The following is a 15495-nucleotide window of genomic DNA, read 5'->3' on the forward strand; positions in this document are numbered from 1 at the left end:
ACCAGGTGGGTGGTTCAAAAATTTAGGGCGGATGCCCCTAAATTTTTGTAAGAGCATAAGGGGTTTTGTTCCCACGTTACGTGTGAACCCTTGCAGTGCAAGGGAAACCGATGATATCAATATTGAGTAAATTGCCCACTAAATGCCCACTTTATTCAAGCCAAATGCATCACCTAATAGGTGATTTTGCCCACTAAATGCCCACTCATTGGATGACTGCTTCATCGGGGTTCATGTTATTTTTTTGCGTGTATTCTTTGAGTTTTTCAGATAACAAAGCAAGCTTTTCTGTCACCTCCTCTTTCCTTTTTTCTTGAACTAATCGATCTGATTCAGCTTTTGTTTTTCTAGATTCCAGGACGGCAATATCCGTTTCTGTTTGCTCTTTTTCTTTCGCCGTTTCATATTTCATTTTGTTTTTTAGCCCTTCGATTTGGACTTCAGCGGCTCGTATATCTTCGTCTAACTCTGTCATTTTTTCTGGAATTTCTTTATTCAAAATATCGGATTGTTTCGTAATCTCATTTTGGATTGATCGAGTAGATGCATATCCTTCTCCGACCTTTACGTCATCTGGAAGAAGCATAAATTCCTGATTATTTGGATGTCTATGTAGGATTAGATCAACAGACTGGTTAGTAGATTGATCTGTTAATACGAGCATCATTGATGCCCATTTATCAGGGAGGTTATCGACTTCGATTTCATAGTAATTGCTATCTCCTTTGAAGACAGAGGTCACCGTATTTTTTGACGAATCTCCTTTAATTTTTGTTTGGATATTCAGCTTCACTTCGGACTGAACACCACGATTATTACCTGTTAAATATGCCATTAACAACATTCGTTTTTGATCTCTATTGAGATATTTTTGCTCCACCTTTAGTGAATATGATCCTAGATTCAGCGAAGTATTCAGAGCATATTCCTTAGCGCTCAAGGCCGGTTTATAGAGCATTCCTACAACCAGAATAAACAGCAATGTTAAAGTTGCAAATATAGCGAATGATTTGTATCTAAGCGTAATTGATTGGTGATAACCATGCATCATTCTATCGAAAATACTATGTTTTTTGTCTTTGTTTCTTTCGCTCATATGCATCCTCCTTAACGAAAAATAGCTGGCTTCTCTGACGATTTTTCTTTGAGCGCTAGGAGATAATTAATCATTAAGTATTCTTTAGATGTCATTGTTTACTGTCCTTTCTTTTTGGATATATCGGGCCGCACAGCAAAATCAAAGTCTCGCATTGGATGAATCCCAACAGGATTTCCTGGAGTGCTTGACTCAATTAATTCGTTATTTCCGATGTACATAGCAACATGATAGGTGGCTCCAGGAGGCCCCCAAAATAAGAGATCACCAACTTCTAAAGCATCCTTGCTAACCCTCTTTCCGGAACTTTCTTGTGGTACAGTCCAGTCCCCAATATCGACTCCGTAGGTTTGCCAATAGATGTACTGCATGAAACCTGAACAGTCGAATCCGACGATATTAGTTGCATCTTGTACTGAGGGGTCATAGATACCCGTTGATGGGCCTTCTTTGCCACCTCCACCCCAAGAATACGGCAATCCAATTTGAGATTTTGCAACTTCTACGAGGTCTCCGTTGGCACCATTAGAAGATGTCTTTTTATACGACTCTTCTACGAATTTGTTGAAGAGATATCGCTTCTTTTTCGCGGCTTTCTTGGTTCCTAAAGGGCCATCACCGCCCTGTTCCGCCACCTTTTTAATCTCATCCGTATCAAACCCTAAGTACCACATAGCTTTTGGGACATAGTGGAAATTTCCTCCGTTTCGATACATGTAAGGTATTCCTAACGCGGTAGAAAGCTCGTTAACATAAGGCAGTGTCTCGCGTGAAGTATTGCCAAGACTGGGAGCTACAACGGTAGCTGAATACTCCTCCGCCACTTTAATAGTCCAGTCAAGATTGTTTTTGTTAAGGTAGTCTAGAAAGGCGTGTCCAAAGTTATAGCCTGCTAGCACCGCCCATATACTCTTGCCATATGTATTAGCTTTTTCAAGTGTGTTCTTGAAGTGGGTAATACCCTGAATAATGGATTCCTCCGTAGATAAGGTATTAGGAGGCAACCCCTTTGATTCAGAGGATTGAAAGATGTCTGCAACGCCCCCTCCTCCTGACTCTACAGCAACAATCGCTAGTACATATGGAAGGTATTCCTCAGAGACACCCTGGGCGCTCATTTCCTGTGCAATTCGGTCTTTCCACTTCAATACCCCCTCAGGTAATCGCGTATTCTCTAAATCAATTTTTGATGTGATTCCACCACTATTGGTGCTAGTAGATCTAGAACTAGCTGAATTATTTGAAACTACACGCCCATCGATTTTCCCGTCTACGGTCTCTGATTTTGAGGCATGGTTCGTTTTCCGTGTAGTATCCGCTATGTCATAACCAAAAGACTTCAACATCCCCCACATAAGGCTCTTAAAGCTCGAGTGATCGTTGCCGTCACTCGCAGGTGAATATTTGTCGAGATAGTCCTTATAAACTGATTGGCCAGTGTCAATATAATTATTTCTAACAAGGTGAAAGTAGGACTCAATCCCTGTCTCAATGTCTTGTATATCTTGGAATTTTCCATACGCAGTATCTACCGCTCCAAATTTTGAGCCTTCATACCAACGGATACACCCAATATTATATCGCCCACCACATGAAGCACGACCAAAGGTTGTCTCCTTGGCAATCTGACCCATGAAGGCCCCAACCGCGACTCCGTAATGATCTGCATAACGCTTAATAGTATCGCCATAGCCAATTAACGGTGAATCCGGATAGTTAGCACGTAGCCAATTATCAATGTATCTACCTGTTACAAAGGGAGGATCAGCAGCATCTAGGCGGAACTTATTCACCCAAGTAAGATCAGCCCCATTCGTTTGAATTGGGATTGTTTTATCGGCCTTCGAAGCATCGTAAATCTGAGCTTCTTTTTGATCGCTTGAGCTCTGTTGGTAGGTTTCTGGTGTATTAGTAATCAGACCTAATGCCAACGTAGAAATGATAATCGCAGTGATAATCAACGATAAACAGCCGCTACAGCCAAAGAACACTGCCAACTTTCCAAATCGCTTAATCATTTATTCTTGTAACTGAACAAATGATACAATCGCGTCTTTTGAATCATCAAATGTTACTTGATAGACCACTTGTTCCTTTTTGTTATTTTTGTTGCCGATAATCGTATAGTTAACTGTGAATGGTGACTCTGACGTGATAGTATAAGTTGTTAAAGATTCTTGGCGTTGCACCTGGTTGTCTACCAAAGCTTTATATTGGTCGTATAAGGCTGTCGCCATACTTTCCGTTTTGAAATATTTTCGAAAGAACGATGGATCCGGGTTGACATCAGGTTTCACGTTATAAAACCCAATGGCTAACTCTCGCCCTTTCAGAATAACAGTTTCATTATCATACGCAACTTGGATATTACTACTGAACTCTTGAGGTGGTGACGGATCAGGAGTATGTTTAGCTATAGGTGTTTCACTCACATTAGATGCATCACTCGAGGAGTGCTCAGACCCAATAATCGTTGTTAACGTGGTAGATGTCTGTTGGTCTGCTTTTCCCGTTAGCCAACCCCTCAGACTGTTACCTGCAAAAACAAAAATACCAGTTAATATCACTAGAACAATCATTAAGACCAATCGCTTATTTTCATCAAATATTTTTTTCATTATCCAATCCTCCTATAAATCTTCCGCCTTACGGCCACCACCTCGGAATAGCGTTAGCTCGCGACTACTTGCTTCGACATCAAATTCAAGACTGTGACTACCTGATATACTCATCAAGCACCGCCCCTGAGGATAACGAGGGACACTTTCAATTTGTCCTTCAGCGATATCAAAGGAAGTCAGATCTTTTAGGTGATCCACATCAGAAGAATCGATTCGAAAGAAGAAGCGGTATTGACTAAATTTGTATATTTCTCTCAGTAGTTCGGACATATGGTCATCGTTTTGTTTTGGAACTAATGAAGTTGGTGATTGAGTCGCTAATCCGACACCAATGAAATACTTTCGTCCCTCACGCTGCATCGTGTTAATGTACTCTGTAATATAAGGGTTGTGCCAATTGATTAAATTATGACATTCATCGATTAACATGAGACTTCTCTTGATAAAATCAAATGCTATTTCTCCACGTTCATATAATCGCGCCTGTTTCTTGCCGTGATTCAGCAGAGTTGCCCAACAGAGACTTAACGCATTAAACAACTGAGCAGTTTGAATATTCTTGTTGTTCAATGCCATTAGGCCATCGATGTTGAAGAATAAAATCTGTTCTTCAAGCAGATTTGAGATGCTTGTATATCCATTGAAAATGTGCCCGAATGACTCTAGGTATTGAGTTAAGTTAATAACGAGTTTTTCATATAGTGTGCGCTCAAAACTTCCTTTTTCGGACTGGCTGAGTCGCTCCTCAAGATGCGCCACTACTTCGCTTAAAATAGGATAGGATTCTGGATGCTGAGTCGTATAATTACCAGTCAGCTTATCACCATGGAATCCTTTTTTCTTATAAAGAGCGGACAGTGATGTCCGAAATAAAGATACTTCCTCTTCGCTTGCTTTAGGGTTTAAAGCTTGATACCAGATTCCTAGCTTTGAAAGATGCTGTTCAAATGAGGCTTGTTCGTTAACCTGATGAGTCTCATCGTTTACAATAGTTGGGAATACCTGAAAGATATTAATTTTCCCTTCTGTCCCATCCAATGAAATCTCCTTCCCATCGAGGTACTTAATTAACTGAGAATATTCACCAGATTTATCAAACCCTCTGATAACGTACCCTTTAGCTGCCATGTTATACATAATCTTTTTTAAGAACGTCGATTTCCCGGATCCCATGTGCCCAATTAACAAAAAGTTATAATGCATCCGATACACGCCATCAAGTTCATACATATCTAGGATGATATTTCCGCCAGTTCTAGAATAGCCAACTTGTTGACCTCGCTTGTCATGCATAAATACATGATTAGCCGGGAATGTAAGCGCCGCTTTGTCTGATGGCACATCTAGGCCGATACGGTGGTTCGGCAACTTACGTTGTTCTACGTGGTCTAAGAAGAATGATTGATATTCATATTCTTGTTCCATTGCTAATGGGGTGGCGAGAAACTGGTCTTTTTGTAGAGTTCGCCGCACTTCTTCGATCCTCTTTTCCAAATCATACCGAGAATCTGCATAAACAATAATTCGATTAGTCATGTATTTCATCGTATTGTTATTGCGCCGAATATCTTTGGCAAGCTGATTTAGGAAGTGATATTCTTCAGCAGCGATGTCACGTTGATATTCCTCGCGTTCCATAACCGCCTGAGAATACTGTTCGCGAATTGCGCGCTGAACCTTATTCATTACTTCATCAGACTCTTGATTGGAGATATCTGTAATCACGTATGTATTGGGAATATTATGTAAGTTACTCTGCCAAAAACCTTCGATATCAGTGGGATATCGATAAATATATAGGCTAGTCATGAAAGTATTCCCTACTTGAATCATAGTATCAAGAAATACAAGATTCCCCATAGGTTGCGTATCAGTTAAAAATTCAAGATTGCGATTTTTTTTGAGCTGTTTCAAATCCATCCATTTTCTCCTTTCTAATAATCAAAAAAAGCGGAAGATGTCGGGTTGTTTAGCCGGAAGTAGAGTTCTCGTTTTTGCTTAAGCGGTACTGGCAATAGTTTAATGGAACCCGCAAAGTTGATAAAATCTTTCCGGCATTCTCTGAGATCTTGTACCGTTTCACCTGAAAGGAGCACAAAAAACTCCTTATTGAGTTTATGTTCCGAGAGCCATTTCATTTCAAAATAATTTTCCATCAAGATTTCTTTATGCTTTGGTGTCTCGGTCAAACTCGCAAGTTCTGCATAATAATGCTGTGTAGCGCTAGTTTCTAAAGGTGTGTAAATTGTGATGACCTTAAAAGGCATCACATAGAGCTTCAGAAGGGCTTCATACTGATAAACAATATCCCATAAGGCCCGTTGACTCAACCCATTAAAGTTAACCCCCACTATTCGCAATAAGTCATAGAACTTATTCTTCCCAACAATAAAATGCTCCTTAGATCCGATGGTACCTTTGTAAGGCATAATATCTAACGTTGTTTTTCGGAGGGAAGAAGTGGGCCCCTTTTTCTGAAAAAATGGCCATAGTCCTTTCTTATTTGAAGGCTTGCCCTTTTCCTGCTTAATAATTTTTGCTTTGACTAAAGCCTTTTCTTGCTTATTTAAATCAAGGTGCATCTAAGGTATCCTCCTCTAACTGATTAAGATCGATATACCGACTATCGGCCTCACGTTGTTTTAAATCCTCATATAGGAATCCAATTTCAGATCGCGTAATTGTATGATAGACAGACTTATCACGGATAAATGCGTATCGCAACACTTGGTAATTCCGCCGACGTGGATTTCTGCGTGGCTGATAAATTGCGAAAAATGTGACGATAAGCAATGCCACCAAATAAATGGCATTCACCCAGATCGAAGCAATCCAATCTTTTGTCACATTCCAGAAGATTATTGCACCACCGAGGATGGCAACGTCAATTACATATAGGAAACTATTTAATTTCATCTCGGTCGCTAACGACGAATTTAGGCGTCCATTATATTGACTCATGATAATTCCTCCTTTAAAAATCCACCTTTTGCCAAATTGGCAAAAGGTGGTCTACGTAAATTATAGTTTTGGTCGTTCTGAATTTTTTGATGATTCATTCAGATTCGTTGGCTTAGGGATTGCTGACTTCGTTTGTTGATTACCGCTATTGTATATAGTTGCTTGACTGCCCTTTTGTGTCTCACTATTTGGGTTCTTTGTATGAGATAAATGTTGATAGGATAGTTTCTGTGAGTCAACCTCACTAGATCTAGCACCTTCAGTATTGCTCGAAAGATTAGTCTGACTAGTTTGTAGAGAACTGCTGTTCTCGCGACCTACTTCAGGTGATTGTCCAGATGTGCCGGCTACTGATTTAGCGATAGATTCTTGCACGTATTCGCTACGCTTATCGGCTTCATTCTCATTTGAATTCAATTCAGCACCACTATTACCAGCAAAGCCAAGTTTTTCCCGTGCCCACTCTGCGGCTCCTTTCCCCGCATTAAATCCACCTTTTACGCCACGTACTGCATTTTTAACCAGACTCGCAGCACCTCTGGCTCCGGTATATAGACCGCCCGCGAACCCTAATAAAGCTCCTGAGGTTGATTTTAGCCCTGCATCAATACCTGTTAGTTTATCAATAATTGTGGGACCGTCCATCACTGCAAGTCCAAGACCGACCTGCAGAAAGACACTAACGTAGGTTTCGAGGTCTTTATTCTGAATATAGGCGACCAAGGTGATATATATCTTGACGGATATCGCCGAGAATACAAGTGCTAAACAGATGTTTTTGAAATTGTTCAGAATCATTTTGAGTGAGGTCGCTTTTTCAAAATTAAGAAAGTTGAAAATCGGCAAGATAATACGCATAATAACAATTTCAAAGGAGAGTTTAATGATTTTTATAGTACTTACAGTTAGTACGATAATCATAAAGATGGTGAAGATAAATACCGCTAAGTAATTGAAGTTGAATCGATAGTAGCGCTGTGGGATATTCAACCATGTTCCTTGATCCACCTTAATAAGTTCTAACTGTCCCTTACGATCCATCCCCAGTTTGTACCCATAGATTTGCGATGAAATAGAGTCAAAATCTATTTCACGCGCCGGATGGTGGCTTTCCCAAAGTTCCTTCTCAGCCTGCTCTTCCCATTCTGGCAGCACTTCATTGGCACTAGCCCCTTTTTGTTCTAGAATCTTATTTAAAAAATTCCGATATTCTGATGGGTGATCATCTGCATATACTTTCATGTTCGCAGGGGTTGCTTCCTCAGACTCTTGATTTCGAATCTGTTCTTTGACTTCTTCCGCAGTATTAATTACTTCAGCATAATCGAAAAATTTAACGCTTCTGCTATCAAGATGGAGCATCCTTTTGGGAGTACCATCATCATAGGCTATCTGAAAGTTTGAGTCGACTAATTGTGGTAGGTCTGTGCCCGTTTTGTTGATTAGGTCATACACATAATCTCCAGACGCGACCGAGTTTTCCCAAATACCTTGTGTTATCTCTTTAGTATAAGTTAATACATTCATCATCACCGTTGTACTGCAGATAAACACAATGAATCCCAAGCAGGCATTTTCTACTACCTGAGAAATATCGTGTTTGGGGTTAATAATTTTCCGAATGCACAAAACAATAACTGCGATAGTCGCAATAGCCCACCCAAGTCGTTCAAACCACGGTAGCATTTCTTGAATTTCTGGATTCTCCAAAAATCCGGTAATAAAACCAATTGCAAGATATAAGGACTTCTGAAGGACTTGCAGGATTCCTATTAACCACTTGATGATAGCCCACCCCACCCATCTCGCCATAGTGGTAAACATATTGTCCAATTGAAAGTATTCGCTATGATTGAGCAGAGTGTCAAAGATTTGTTGTTGTTCCGGTGTCATAGATTCCCCCCTCTCTTACACAAGATCTTCAAAGGCGTTAATGTGCCTTCTAATAAATGAATTCAAATCTGACTCCGTCACTACTTGGTTAAGTTCATCCATTAATTCAGGATAATCCTTCACTACAGCTTCGCTAATTAAGATGTACAATGGCGATGCATAGACTGTTTCATCGGTCAACGTTTGGTCTGTCAATCCTTCAATCGTAGCAACATCACTCTCTGTGCCGTAGCGGTCATTATAGGGTTCTAGTTGTTTCATTTGATCATCACGCTCCTTGTGTACTTGTGTGAGTTTAACGCTAGCTTCGGTTGGCGCTTCAATAATTCGGGCATCAAGCATATCCACAAATCGAGTTAACATCGATTCATCCCAATCCTGATTTCCGTGGTATTGTAGGCCAAGACTATCAAACGGTTGCCGAGTAAATACATCGGATAGATACTGGTAGGCAAACATAAATCTGTGCGGCCCTGTGTTAAAAATTGGATAAGGAATAGCATCCTCAAATTGATCGCTTTTCCGTTTGGATCTCATGATTACATTCTCGCCTTCAAGTAACCTAGAGAGTTCATCAGGTGTTAGTAAAGGTCTTGAATCTGTCTTTTCGCTAACGTTTTTGTTAAAGCTCCATGGATTCCCTGACCGAGTTCTTTCTGTAACTTCTTTTTTACCAAGCGATTCTGAAAATTTCTTCCGAGTTGCTAACGAAGAAGAGGCAATAAAGCCAATATTCATCACTTGATCTCGAATGAAATCAGCCGTATCTTTACCGTATTTAATCGTTAGCTGTTCATCGGCCTGTAAGAACATCTCGAATAACATTCCTCGTCCTGCCCCAACCGATAGCATTGACTGAATACTCTTAAAAGCGGGTAAATTTCCAAATTCGTTTAAGTAAAAACGAACTCGCTTTGGTAATCTGTCACCATGCAGCGTAGCGTAGCGAGACAGATAAAAGTAGCACTGCTCAATCCAAGTGGTTGCTATAGTGTAGTTATTATCCGTATAATCAGGCAAGACTATCATTACAAAATAAGGGGTTCCTGATTGCGTTAAATTTGCGAAATCAAAAGTTGTGCGACGAGTCATGCGATTCAATTTTGGTGTCAAAAAATCCAAAAGTGCAAGGCCTGTTGAGGCCATGATGGATGAGCGCATCTGGCCTCCACTTAACCCTACCCCTGAGAACTGTTGGCGAGCCACGCTTGTTAAAGGGAGTGACTCGAAATATTTGTCGGCCTTATATTGAATTGAATTATCGTCTCCAACCGTCTTACCTGAAAGTTGAATCATCATATTCGCAATTCCGTAAATACTAATGGTTTCTTTCATATCTGAGAGAAGAGGTTCTTTAAATATAATTTCGCACAGCCCTAGAATGTTTGCGTTGGTTAACCCTCTACTACCATTTTGCCAAACTTTTTCATGTGCGTTTGGTTCGTGGAACTGGGAATGCGTAAAGGTTTTACATAATTCGACAGCATCGTCAATGTCTCCTTGGTCGTAGGCCTCAACTGCTAAACTAAGCGGGTTAAATCCAAATGATTTATCCGGGTCCACAAGATTTAAACATTCTACTCGATAACCACGACTAATCATTTCTGCTTTAACTTTTTCGATGGTTTCGTATTTAGTTGTTGTACAAACGATATGCGGTTGTTCTTCGCTTCGTGACGCTAATTCAATTTCCGGTAACAATATTGACTCATCCTTACCTGATCGCGTACGACCATACCAGAGAACATGTAAATCCGACACATCGATGTAGGCAATGCCTTCGAACCTTGAGATCAGTACGCCGCTATCTCCTTTATACTTAACAATATGCCCATATTCATCTTCCTCTGTTGGAAAATACGGTACACTTTTATAGGTATGCTTAATTTCTTTATAAGATGAAAACCGACTCGTCGCCTTATTCCCGACGCGTAAATCACCATACAGTGCATGCCATTTGATGTATAAGCCAAAACAGATAGCCCATACGATTTTGAACATTAATAAATATACCAACCATAAATTGAATGATGGTCTAAGTGCCACCCAACTAAAAGGTCGCTTTTGAGTAAATATCTCTTTAAAATGGAACGTGATATTCAGCATGATGTTAGTAATAATAAAGCTAGGACCTAAGGCGATTAAGGCAGTAATCCCAAACCAAATTCGATCTGCTCTTTTTTTTAACATAGACATCCTTCCTTTCTGAGGTATCGAAATTAATAACCTTTTGCCAATTTGGCAAAAGGTTATCCCCTTAACTCTATCTCTGGTTCTTTAGTAATACTTAGGTGGTTGCTCTTTTCTTTAGCTTGTTCCTTGATTGTGCTTAGAAACTTTCCGTCAACCTGCTGATCAACAAACTCTGTGTAGTCTTGTACCATATCAAGCGTTCCCTGTATGAGTTCAAGTCGCTTTTCAGATGATAGTTTTTTTGAGTAGCTTGATAGATAGGCGTAACTAACATCCATTTCTTCTACACCGTAATAAGCCATTGTCAGGGCAGCCACCCCTTCTGCTTGCACTTCTTTTGCGGCCGTCTCGAGTTTTGAATAACGATGCAGTTGACTATGTGCTAGCTCGTGGGTCAGGATAGAAAAATATCGGTCGTTTTCTGCATGAGCGTTCATCACAATTCGGTGATCTGCCGGGTAATAAGAACCACCGTGGCCAGGGGCTAACTCTTTATCTGTGACCACCACTCCCTTTTCCCAAGCGTAAGCCTTGGCTGCTTCAATTAATGGGCTGTAGTCCTTAACGGTTCCTGATTGATAATTTCGTCTAATGAATTCTGGATATCGTTCTTTCGGGAAAGTCGTTTGAGTGACATCAAAGACGTAACTTTGTTGATATCCCACTATGTGATCCCTTGAAGCAATGGCACCGGTTTTTACCTGGGTTTTGATTGCATCTGAAGCATCCCTGAGGTTTTCCCATTTGCCTGAATTATCTCTGTATTGTTTGACAATCACAGGACGAAGTACAGCAATTCCCTTTTCTCCCTTTTTTATACTAGCTCCCTTCTGCTTCCAATGAGAGAAACTCGCAACTGCTATCGCTCTAGGGTTTTGACTTCTTATTAGCATCTGATTTCGGATGGAGTATTCATAGAACTGTTTTCTGAAAGCAATGAAATCAAGCGCTAACTTGGGGTCTACAACATATTTGTCGACCTCTGAGTCAATCATTGAGGTTAGTTTTTTAAGCTCTCGTTGTCTTTCTTCAATAGTTTTTTTCTTAAAAGCCATTAATCTACCTCCTTATCCAGTTTTTCAAGAATGTACATACCTGAACCTTGATCGTTTAAGTATAAGCGTCTTTCTTCGGTGTCAATGTATAATAGGTGGTCAAACTGAATACACTCGTCAAAAGCACCCTTATCTTGATTAGTAAAAGGTTCTTGAACAGTTGCTCGGTATACCGAATCTTGTGTTACAAGCGTTAGTGTTTTATTTTGCCGTTCGATGCAGAAACATAGTTTCATCTGCACACCTCCTAGGAGTATTTTTGATGGTTTAAGACCATTTCTATAGAAGCCTAATACTTTTTATCAGACTTCCATAGAATGGGCTCAAATAGCCTTATTTTTGTGCGTTCTGCGTAGGCTCTACTGGTGGCTCAACAGGAACCGAGTATGCTAATGGCGCAGGTGTTTTACTTTCTTTGTGATAAACTGACTGGTTATCTTCTTGGCCAACGTATTTATACCCGTTGGCTAGAAATCCTTCGTGCGTAGCGCGTTGGTCTTCACTGACACCTTCTGGCAATGGTTGATTCTCTTCTTTAGTCACAGGTGCTTGTTGTTCTGATTCAGCAACTGCTTCTGTAACTGATTGCTCTTCGGTAGTGGAATCAATCGTTTTTTCAACAGGCTTCACTTCTTCACCATTAACTGTCACGTTAACATCAACTTTATTATTTACAGTTACGTTTACCTCTGGTTTAGTCGCCTCTGGTTCCTTAAATGTCACATCAAAATAAACTCGACCATTACTGTCTGTTTTCTGTGTGACTTCATGTTCTCCCGGCTGACCTTTATGGTACTCTTTAGCAAACGCTTCTGCTTGTTCTTTAGAGGTAAAGTACTCTGCTTTTTCGTACTTTGCCTCCTTTACAGGAGGTTTAGATGCCTTATCTTTAGGGTTGGTTCCAACTGACATTTCCGTACCGTTTGTTACACCGTCGCCATCATCATCTGCTAATGGATCTAATTGAGGTTGTTGATTGTGGTGCCGAACGATCCCATAGTAAGGAACCCCGTTCGGCAAATAACCTGCAATATAGGTATCAAAAGGTGTATCTCCTTGAGATTGACCTGTTGCAATTGCCTCTGCTTCTGACGCAAAGAATCCGGCAGGAACTGGATAGTATGGAGTGACTGGCTCTTCTGGCACCACTGGCTGAATTGGCTCCTCTACAGTCGGTGGCGTTACAGGTGGTTCAGGAGCAGAAGGCACTTCTTCTTTCGGTTTTTCAGGTTTCACAACAGTAATTTGGTTGTTGTTTTCAATAGGTTTATTTACCTCTTGAGTAGCTTGTTGATCGGCGATTGCCACAACATTCGTTACTGTTGGTTTAGAAGGTTTTTCTTGGCTCAACTCAACAACCTTTTCAACGGATTCAGTTGTCGACTCACTAAACGAAACGATTTCATCAATCCGCTTCTGTTTTGTATCTTCCGTAGCAACATTCTGGTCTTTTTTGTAGACTAGTGCGAATTTGTTGAGTTGGTCTGTTTGAAAGACGGTCTTATCATCTTTGGTAGATACTGGTAAAGTTTTATATTCACCATCTGGTGTTAGAAACAATACTTTTTCTAGCTCGCCACGCAAGTTCTGTTTTTTAACTGAGATTTCTGCGGGGGTGTTTTGAAGCGGCTTGCCGTCTTTATCCAAAAGCTCTACCAACAGCAAATCATACAATTCGCCATCTAATTCAACGGGTAGATGTTGTACTAGCTTTTGAATTTGAGCGGAATCCCGTACTAACTCAATCTTAGCTTCTGAAACATCACTGCGGTTCAACTTATCATGAGCAATTTTAACAGTCACACCAAATGCTTCGTTTTCAAATAAGCTAGACTGCGCCATGGTTTGTACTTCTCCAGATTCAGTCGCATGAACAACAACTCCAATAGGGGCACTTGACAACGCTAATACCGCAAAAGCTACTAGCGACTTCTTTAAATTCATATTGGTTCCTCTCTTTCTGTTTAGTTCTCTTTATAATTTATTAAGAGCCTATTTTAAATTATCGTTAAGTTGTTTTAACGAATCTTCGTTCTGTGTTTTGGCTGATTCCACAGCCGCCTTACTTTCATCACTTAAATCGCTACTTTCTAATGTGGACTGCCCTTCAGCAATCGCACTTGATAAAGCATCGTACTGTTCGAAGTAAGACTTCAATTTTTCAGAATTAATCTGCTCTTGAATGGCCCTAGCTTCATCAACGCTGCCTTTCTTAATTAATTCGATAGCTTGATTTTCTTTTGCTAGGAAAATTAATTTTGAAATAGCTTCTGACTTCAAAGAATCATTAAGTTTTTCAGCTTCACCTAATTGATTGGTCTTAATAAAAGCTACCGCCAATTGCGCGAGTCGATCATCTGAATCTGCTTCATCCTTTAAATCAATCACTGTTTGGTAATCGCGCTTGAGATAAGCCAAATCAAATCTACCTTTCACGTAATCTTGTGTCTTAAGAAATTCCTCAAGATAGGGAATACCTTCGGTTCCAAGGTAGAAAATTGATCGTTCTATTCGAGCGTACTCCTTTGGATATAGGGTTAGCGCCTCATTAAACCGTTTGTCCTCTAGCAGGGTGGTAAGTCTTTCGTTAGAAGCAACAGATGTTGCTTCAGCCTGAATTTCACTTTTTGTTGTCGACGGATTACCTACAGGGATGTGTTGTAACAAGTAATATCCAAAAGATGCAGTAATGATTACAGCTCCGGCCACTACCAATGGTCGCCTATAATTTTTGATAAGAGTACGGCAAAATTCTAAATAATCTTGCCAACCCTTTTTGGTTTGATCTAATGGGCGATGATAGTTAGATACCTTTTCGCCATGTTCACGTTTCATTGACTGCTGTTGATACTCTTGTTTGAGTCGAGTAATTAGTGACTCCAAAAATTGATATTGTGGATTTTCTTCAACATCATTTTCGGTCAATAGGCGATACTTGTTTTCTAAATAGGACGGATAGAAAACGACATCGCCGTGGCCAAGCTCGACAGTATAATCTAATACAGATTTATTGTCGCCATCTTCGAATACCTGGATTTTGAGTTTTGCGGAAATACTATTCGTTTTGCAGTACTTATCTAGCTTGCTGATTAAGTTTACCCCTCCAATAACGGAGTACTCGGCCGCATCTTTGACCATCGATTTCAGACGACGATTTCTTGTCCTGAATTTAAAAAACATTGACTGCCTCCTTTAATTACTGATAACCACTGCCACCCGCTAATGAAGCGACATAAGAAATAATACCCGTAACAGATGCGACGATAAATACCTTAACTAAGATACCCATAATTCTCTCTTTCGATTCAGCGGAAGCCCGGCTGCTTACAAACCCCATTATACATGCGACAATAACAGCAATTACGGCACAGGCATAGGCTAATGATTGTAAGCTAGGCGTTAGACTGGTTAATGCGCTTGTTATTTTATCAATGGGGTTACTCGCCTGAAGTAGAATTTTCTGCATCTTTTTTCTCCTCCTTACTCTTTAGCGTCCTAACGATGAACTTAGCATTTTCTGATACGAACGCTAAGTCTTGCTGATAACGAACAGTCACTGGGTCAAGTCCTTTTGCTTTCATGATGGCTTCCGCCATCTCACGCATTTGGGTTGCCTCCTGCTTGCTAATTTTCTGTGACATATAAAACCTCCTCGAAATATCACCTCTTGCCAAAT

14 protein-coding genes are annotated in these 15495 nt (G+C 40.3%); all 14 read right to left on the minus strand.

What is annotated here, in order from left to right; all coding sequences use genetic code 11:
* Positions 1-205: 205 nt before the first annotated feature.
* Positions 206-1096 carry a hypothetical protein gene (locus RWO08_RS02815; RefSeq protein ID WP_314062148.1) on the minus strand — a complete coding sequence of 297 codons (891 nt, stop codon included), beginning with the start codon at positions 1094-1096 and terminating at the stop codon, positions 206-208.
* Positions 1097-1194: 98 nt separating this feature from the next.
* Positions 1195-3114: a lysozyme family protein gene (locus RWO08_RS02820; RefSeq protein ID WP_314062150.1), complete on the minus strand. Its 1920-nt coding sequence runs from the start codon at positions 3112-3114 to the stop codon at positions 1195-1197.
* On the minus strand, positions 3115-3714 hold the full coding sequence (locus RWO08_RS02825; RefSeq protein WP_314062152.1) for a hypothetical protein: 600 nt from the start codon (positions 3712-3714) through the stop codon (positions 3115-3117).
* 12 nt (positions 3715-3726) lie between these two features.
* Positions 3727-5637, minus strand: coding sequence for a hypothetical protein (locus tag RWO08_RS02830; RefSeq protein ID WP_314062154.1), 1911 nt, complete (start codon positions 5635-5637; stop codon positions 3727-3729).
* 14 nt (positions 5638-5651) lie between these two features.
* Positions 5652-6299 (minus strand): hypothetical protein, encoded by a 648-nt coding sequence (locus RWO08_RS02835; protein WP_314211182.1) that lies wholly within the window; start codon positions 6297-6299, stop codon positions 5652-5654.
* Positions 6289-6678 carry a DUF5592 family protein gene (locus RWO08_RS02840; protein WP_314062157.1) on the minus strand — a complete coding sequence of 130 codons (390 nt, stop codon included), beginning with the start codon at positions 6676-6678 and terminating at the stop codon, positions 6289-6291. Before RWO08_RS02840 ends, RWO08_RS02835 begins: the two co-directional genes overlap by 11 nt.
* A 60-nt stretch (positions 6679-6738) precedes the next feature.
* Positions 6739-8571, minus strand: coding sequence for a hypothetical protein (locus tag RWO08_RS02845; RefSeq protein WP_314211183.1), 1833 nt, complete (start codon positions 8569-8571; stop codon positions 6739-6741).
* A 15-nt stretch (positions 8572-8586) separates the two neighbouring features.
* Positions 8587-10761, minus strand: coding sequence for a type IV secretory system conjugative DNA transfer family protein (locus RWO08_RS02850; RefSeq protein ID WP_314211184.1), 2175 nt, complete (start codon positions 10759-10761; stop codon positions 8587-8589).
* Positions 10762-10820: 59 nt separating this feature from the next.
* Entirely contained in the window at positions 10821-11819 is a 999-nt protein-coding gene (locus RWO08_RS02855) for an ArdC-like ssDNA-binding domain-containing protein (protein ID WP_314211185.1), read from the minus strand.
* Complete coding sequence (locus RWO08_RS02860) at positions 11819-12055, minus strand: hypothetical protein (RefSeq protein WP_314211186.1); 237 nt, start codon at positions 12053-12055, stop codon at positions 11819-11821. Before RWO08_RS02860 ends, RWO08_RS02855 begins: the two co-directional genes overlap by 1 nt.
* A gap of 97 nt (positions 12056-12152) precedes the next feature.
* A complete protein-coding gene (locus RWO08_RS02865) occupies positions 12153-13763 on the minus strand; it encodes a thrombospondin type 3 repeat-containing protein (protein ID WP_314211187.1) in 1611 nt (536 codons plus the stop codon).
* Between the two features lie 48 nt (positions 13764-13811).
* Entirely contained in the window at positions 13812-14999 is a 1188-nt protein-coding gene (locus RWO08_RS02870; protein ID WP_314211188.1) for a hypothetical protein, read from the minus strand.
* A 16-nt stretch (positions 15000-15015) separates the two neighbouring features.
* On the minus strand, positions 15016-15285 hold the full coding sequence (locus RWO08_RS02875) for a hypothetical protein (protein ID WP_314211189.1): 270 nt from the start codon (positions 15283-15285) through the stop codon (positions 15016-15018).
* Positions 15257-15460 (minus strand): hypothetical protein, encoded by a 204-nt coding sequence (locus RWO08_RS02880; RefSeq protein ID WP_314211190.1) that lies wholly within the window; start codon positions 15458-15460, stop codon positions 15257-15259. Before RWO08_RS02880 ends, RWO08_RS02875 begins: the two co-directional genes overlap by 29 nt.
* Positions 15461-15495 lie beyond the last annotated feature (35 nt).

It is taken from the genome of uncultured Abiotrophia sp. (assembly GCF_963520105.1).
Lineage (GTDB): Bacteria > Bacillota > Bacilli > Lactobacillales > Aerococcaceae > Abiotrophia.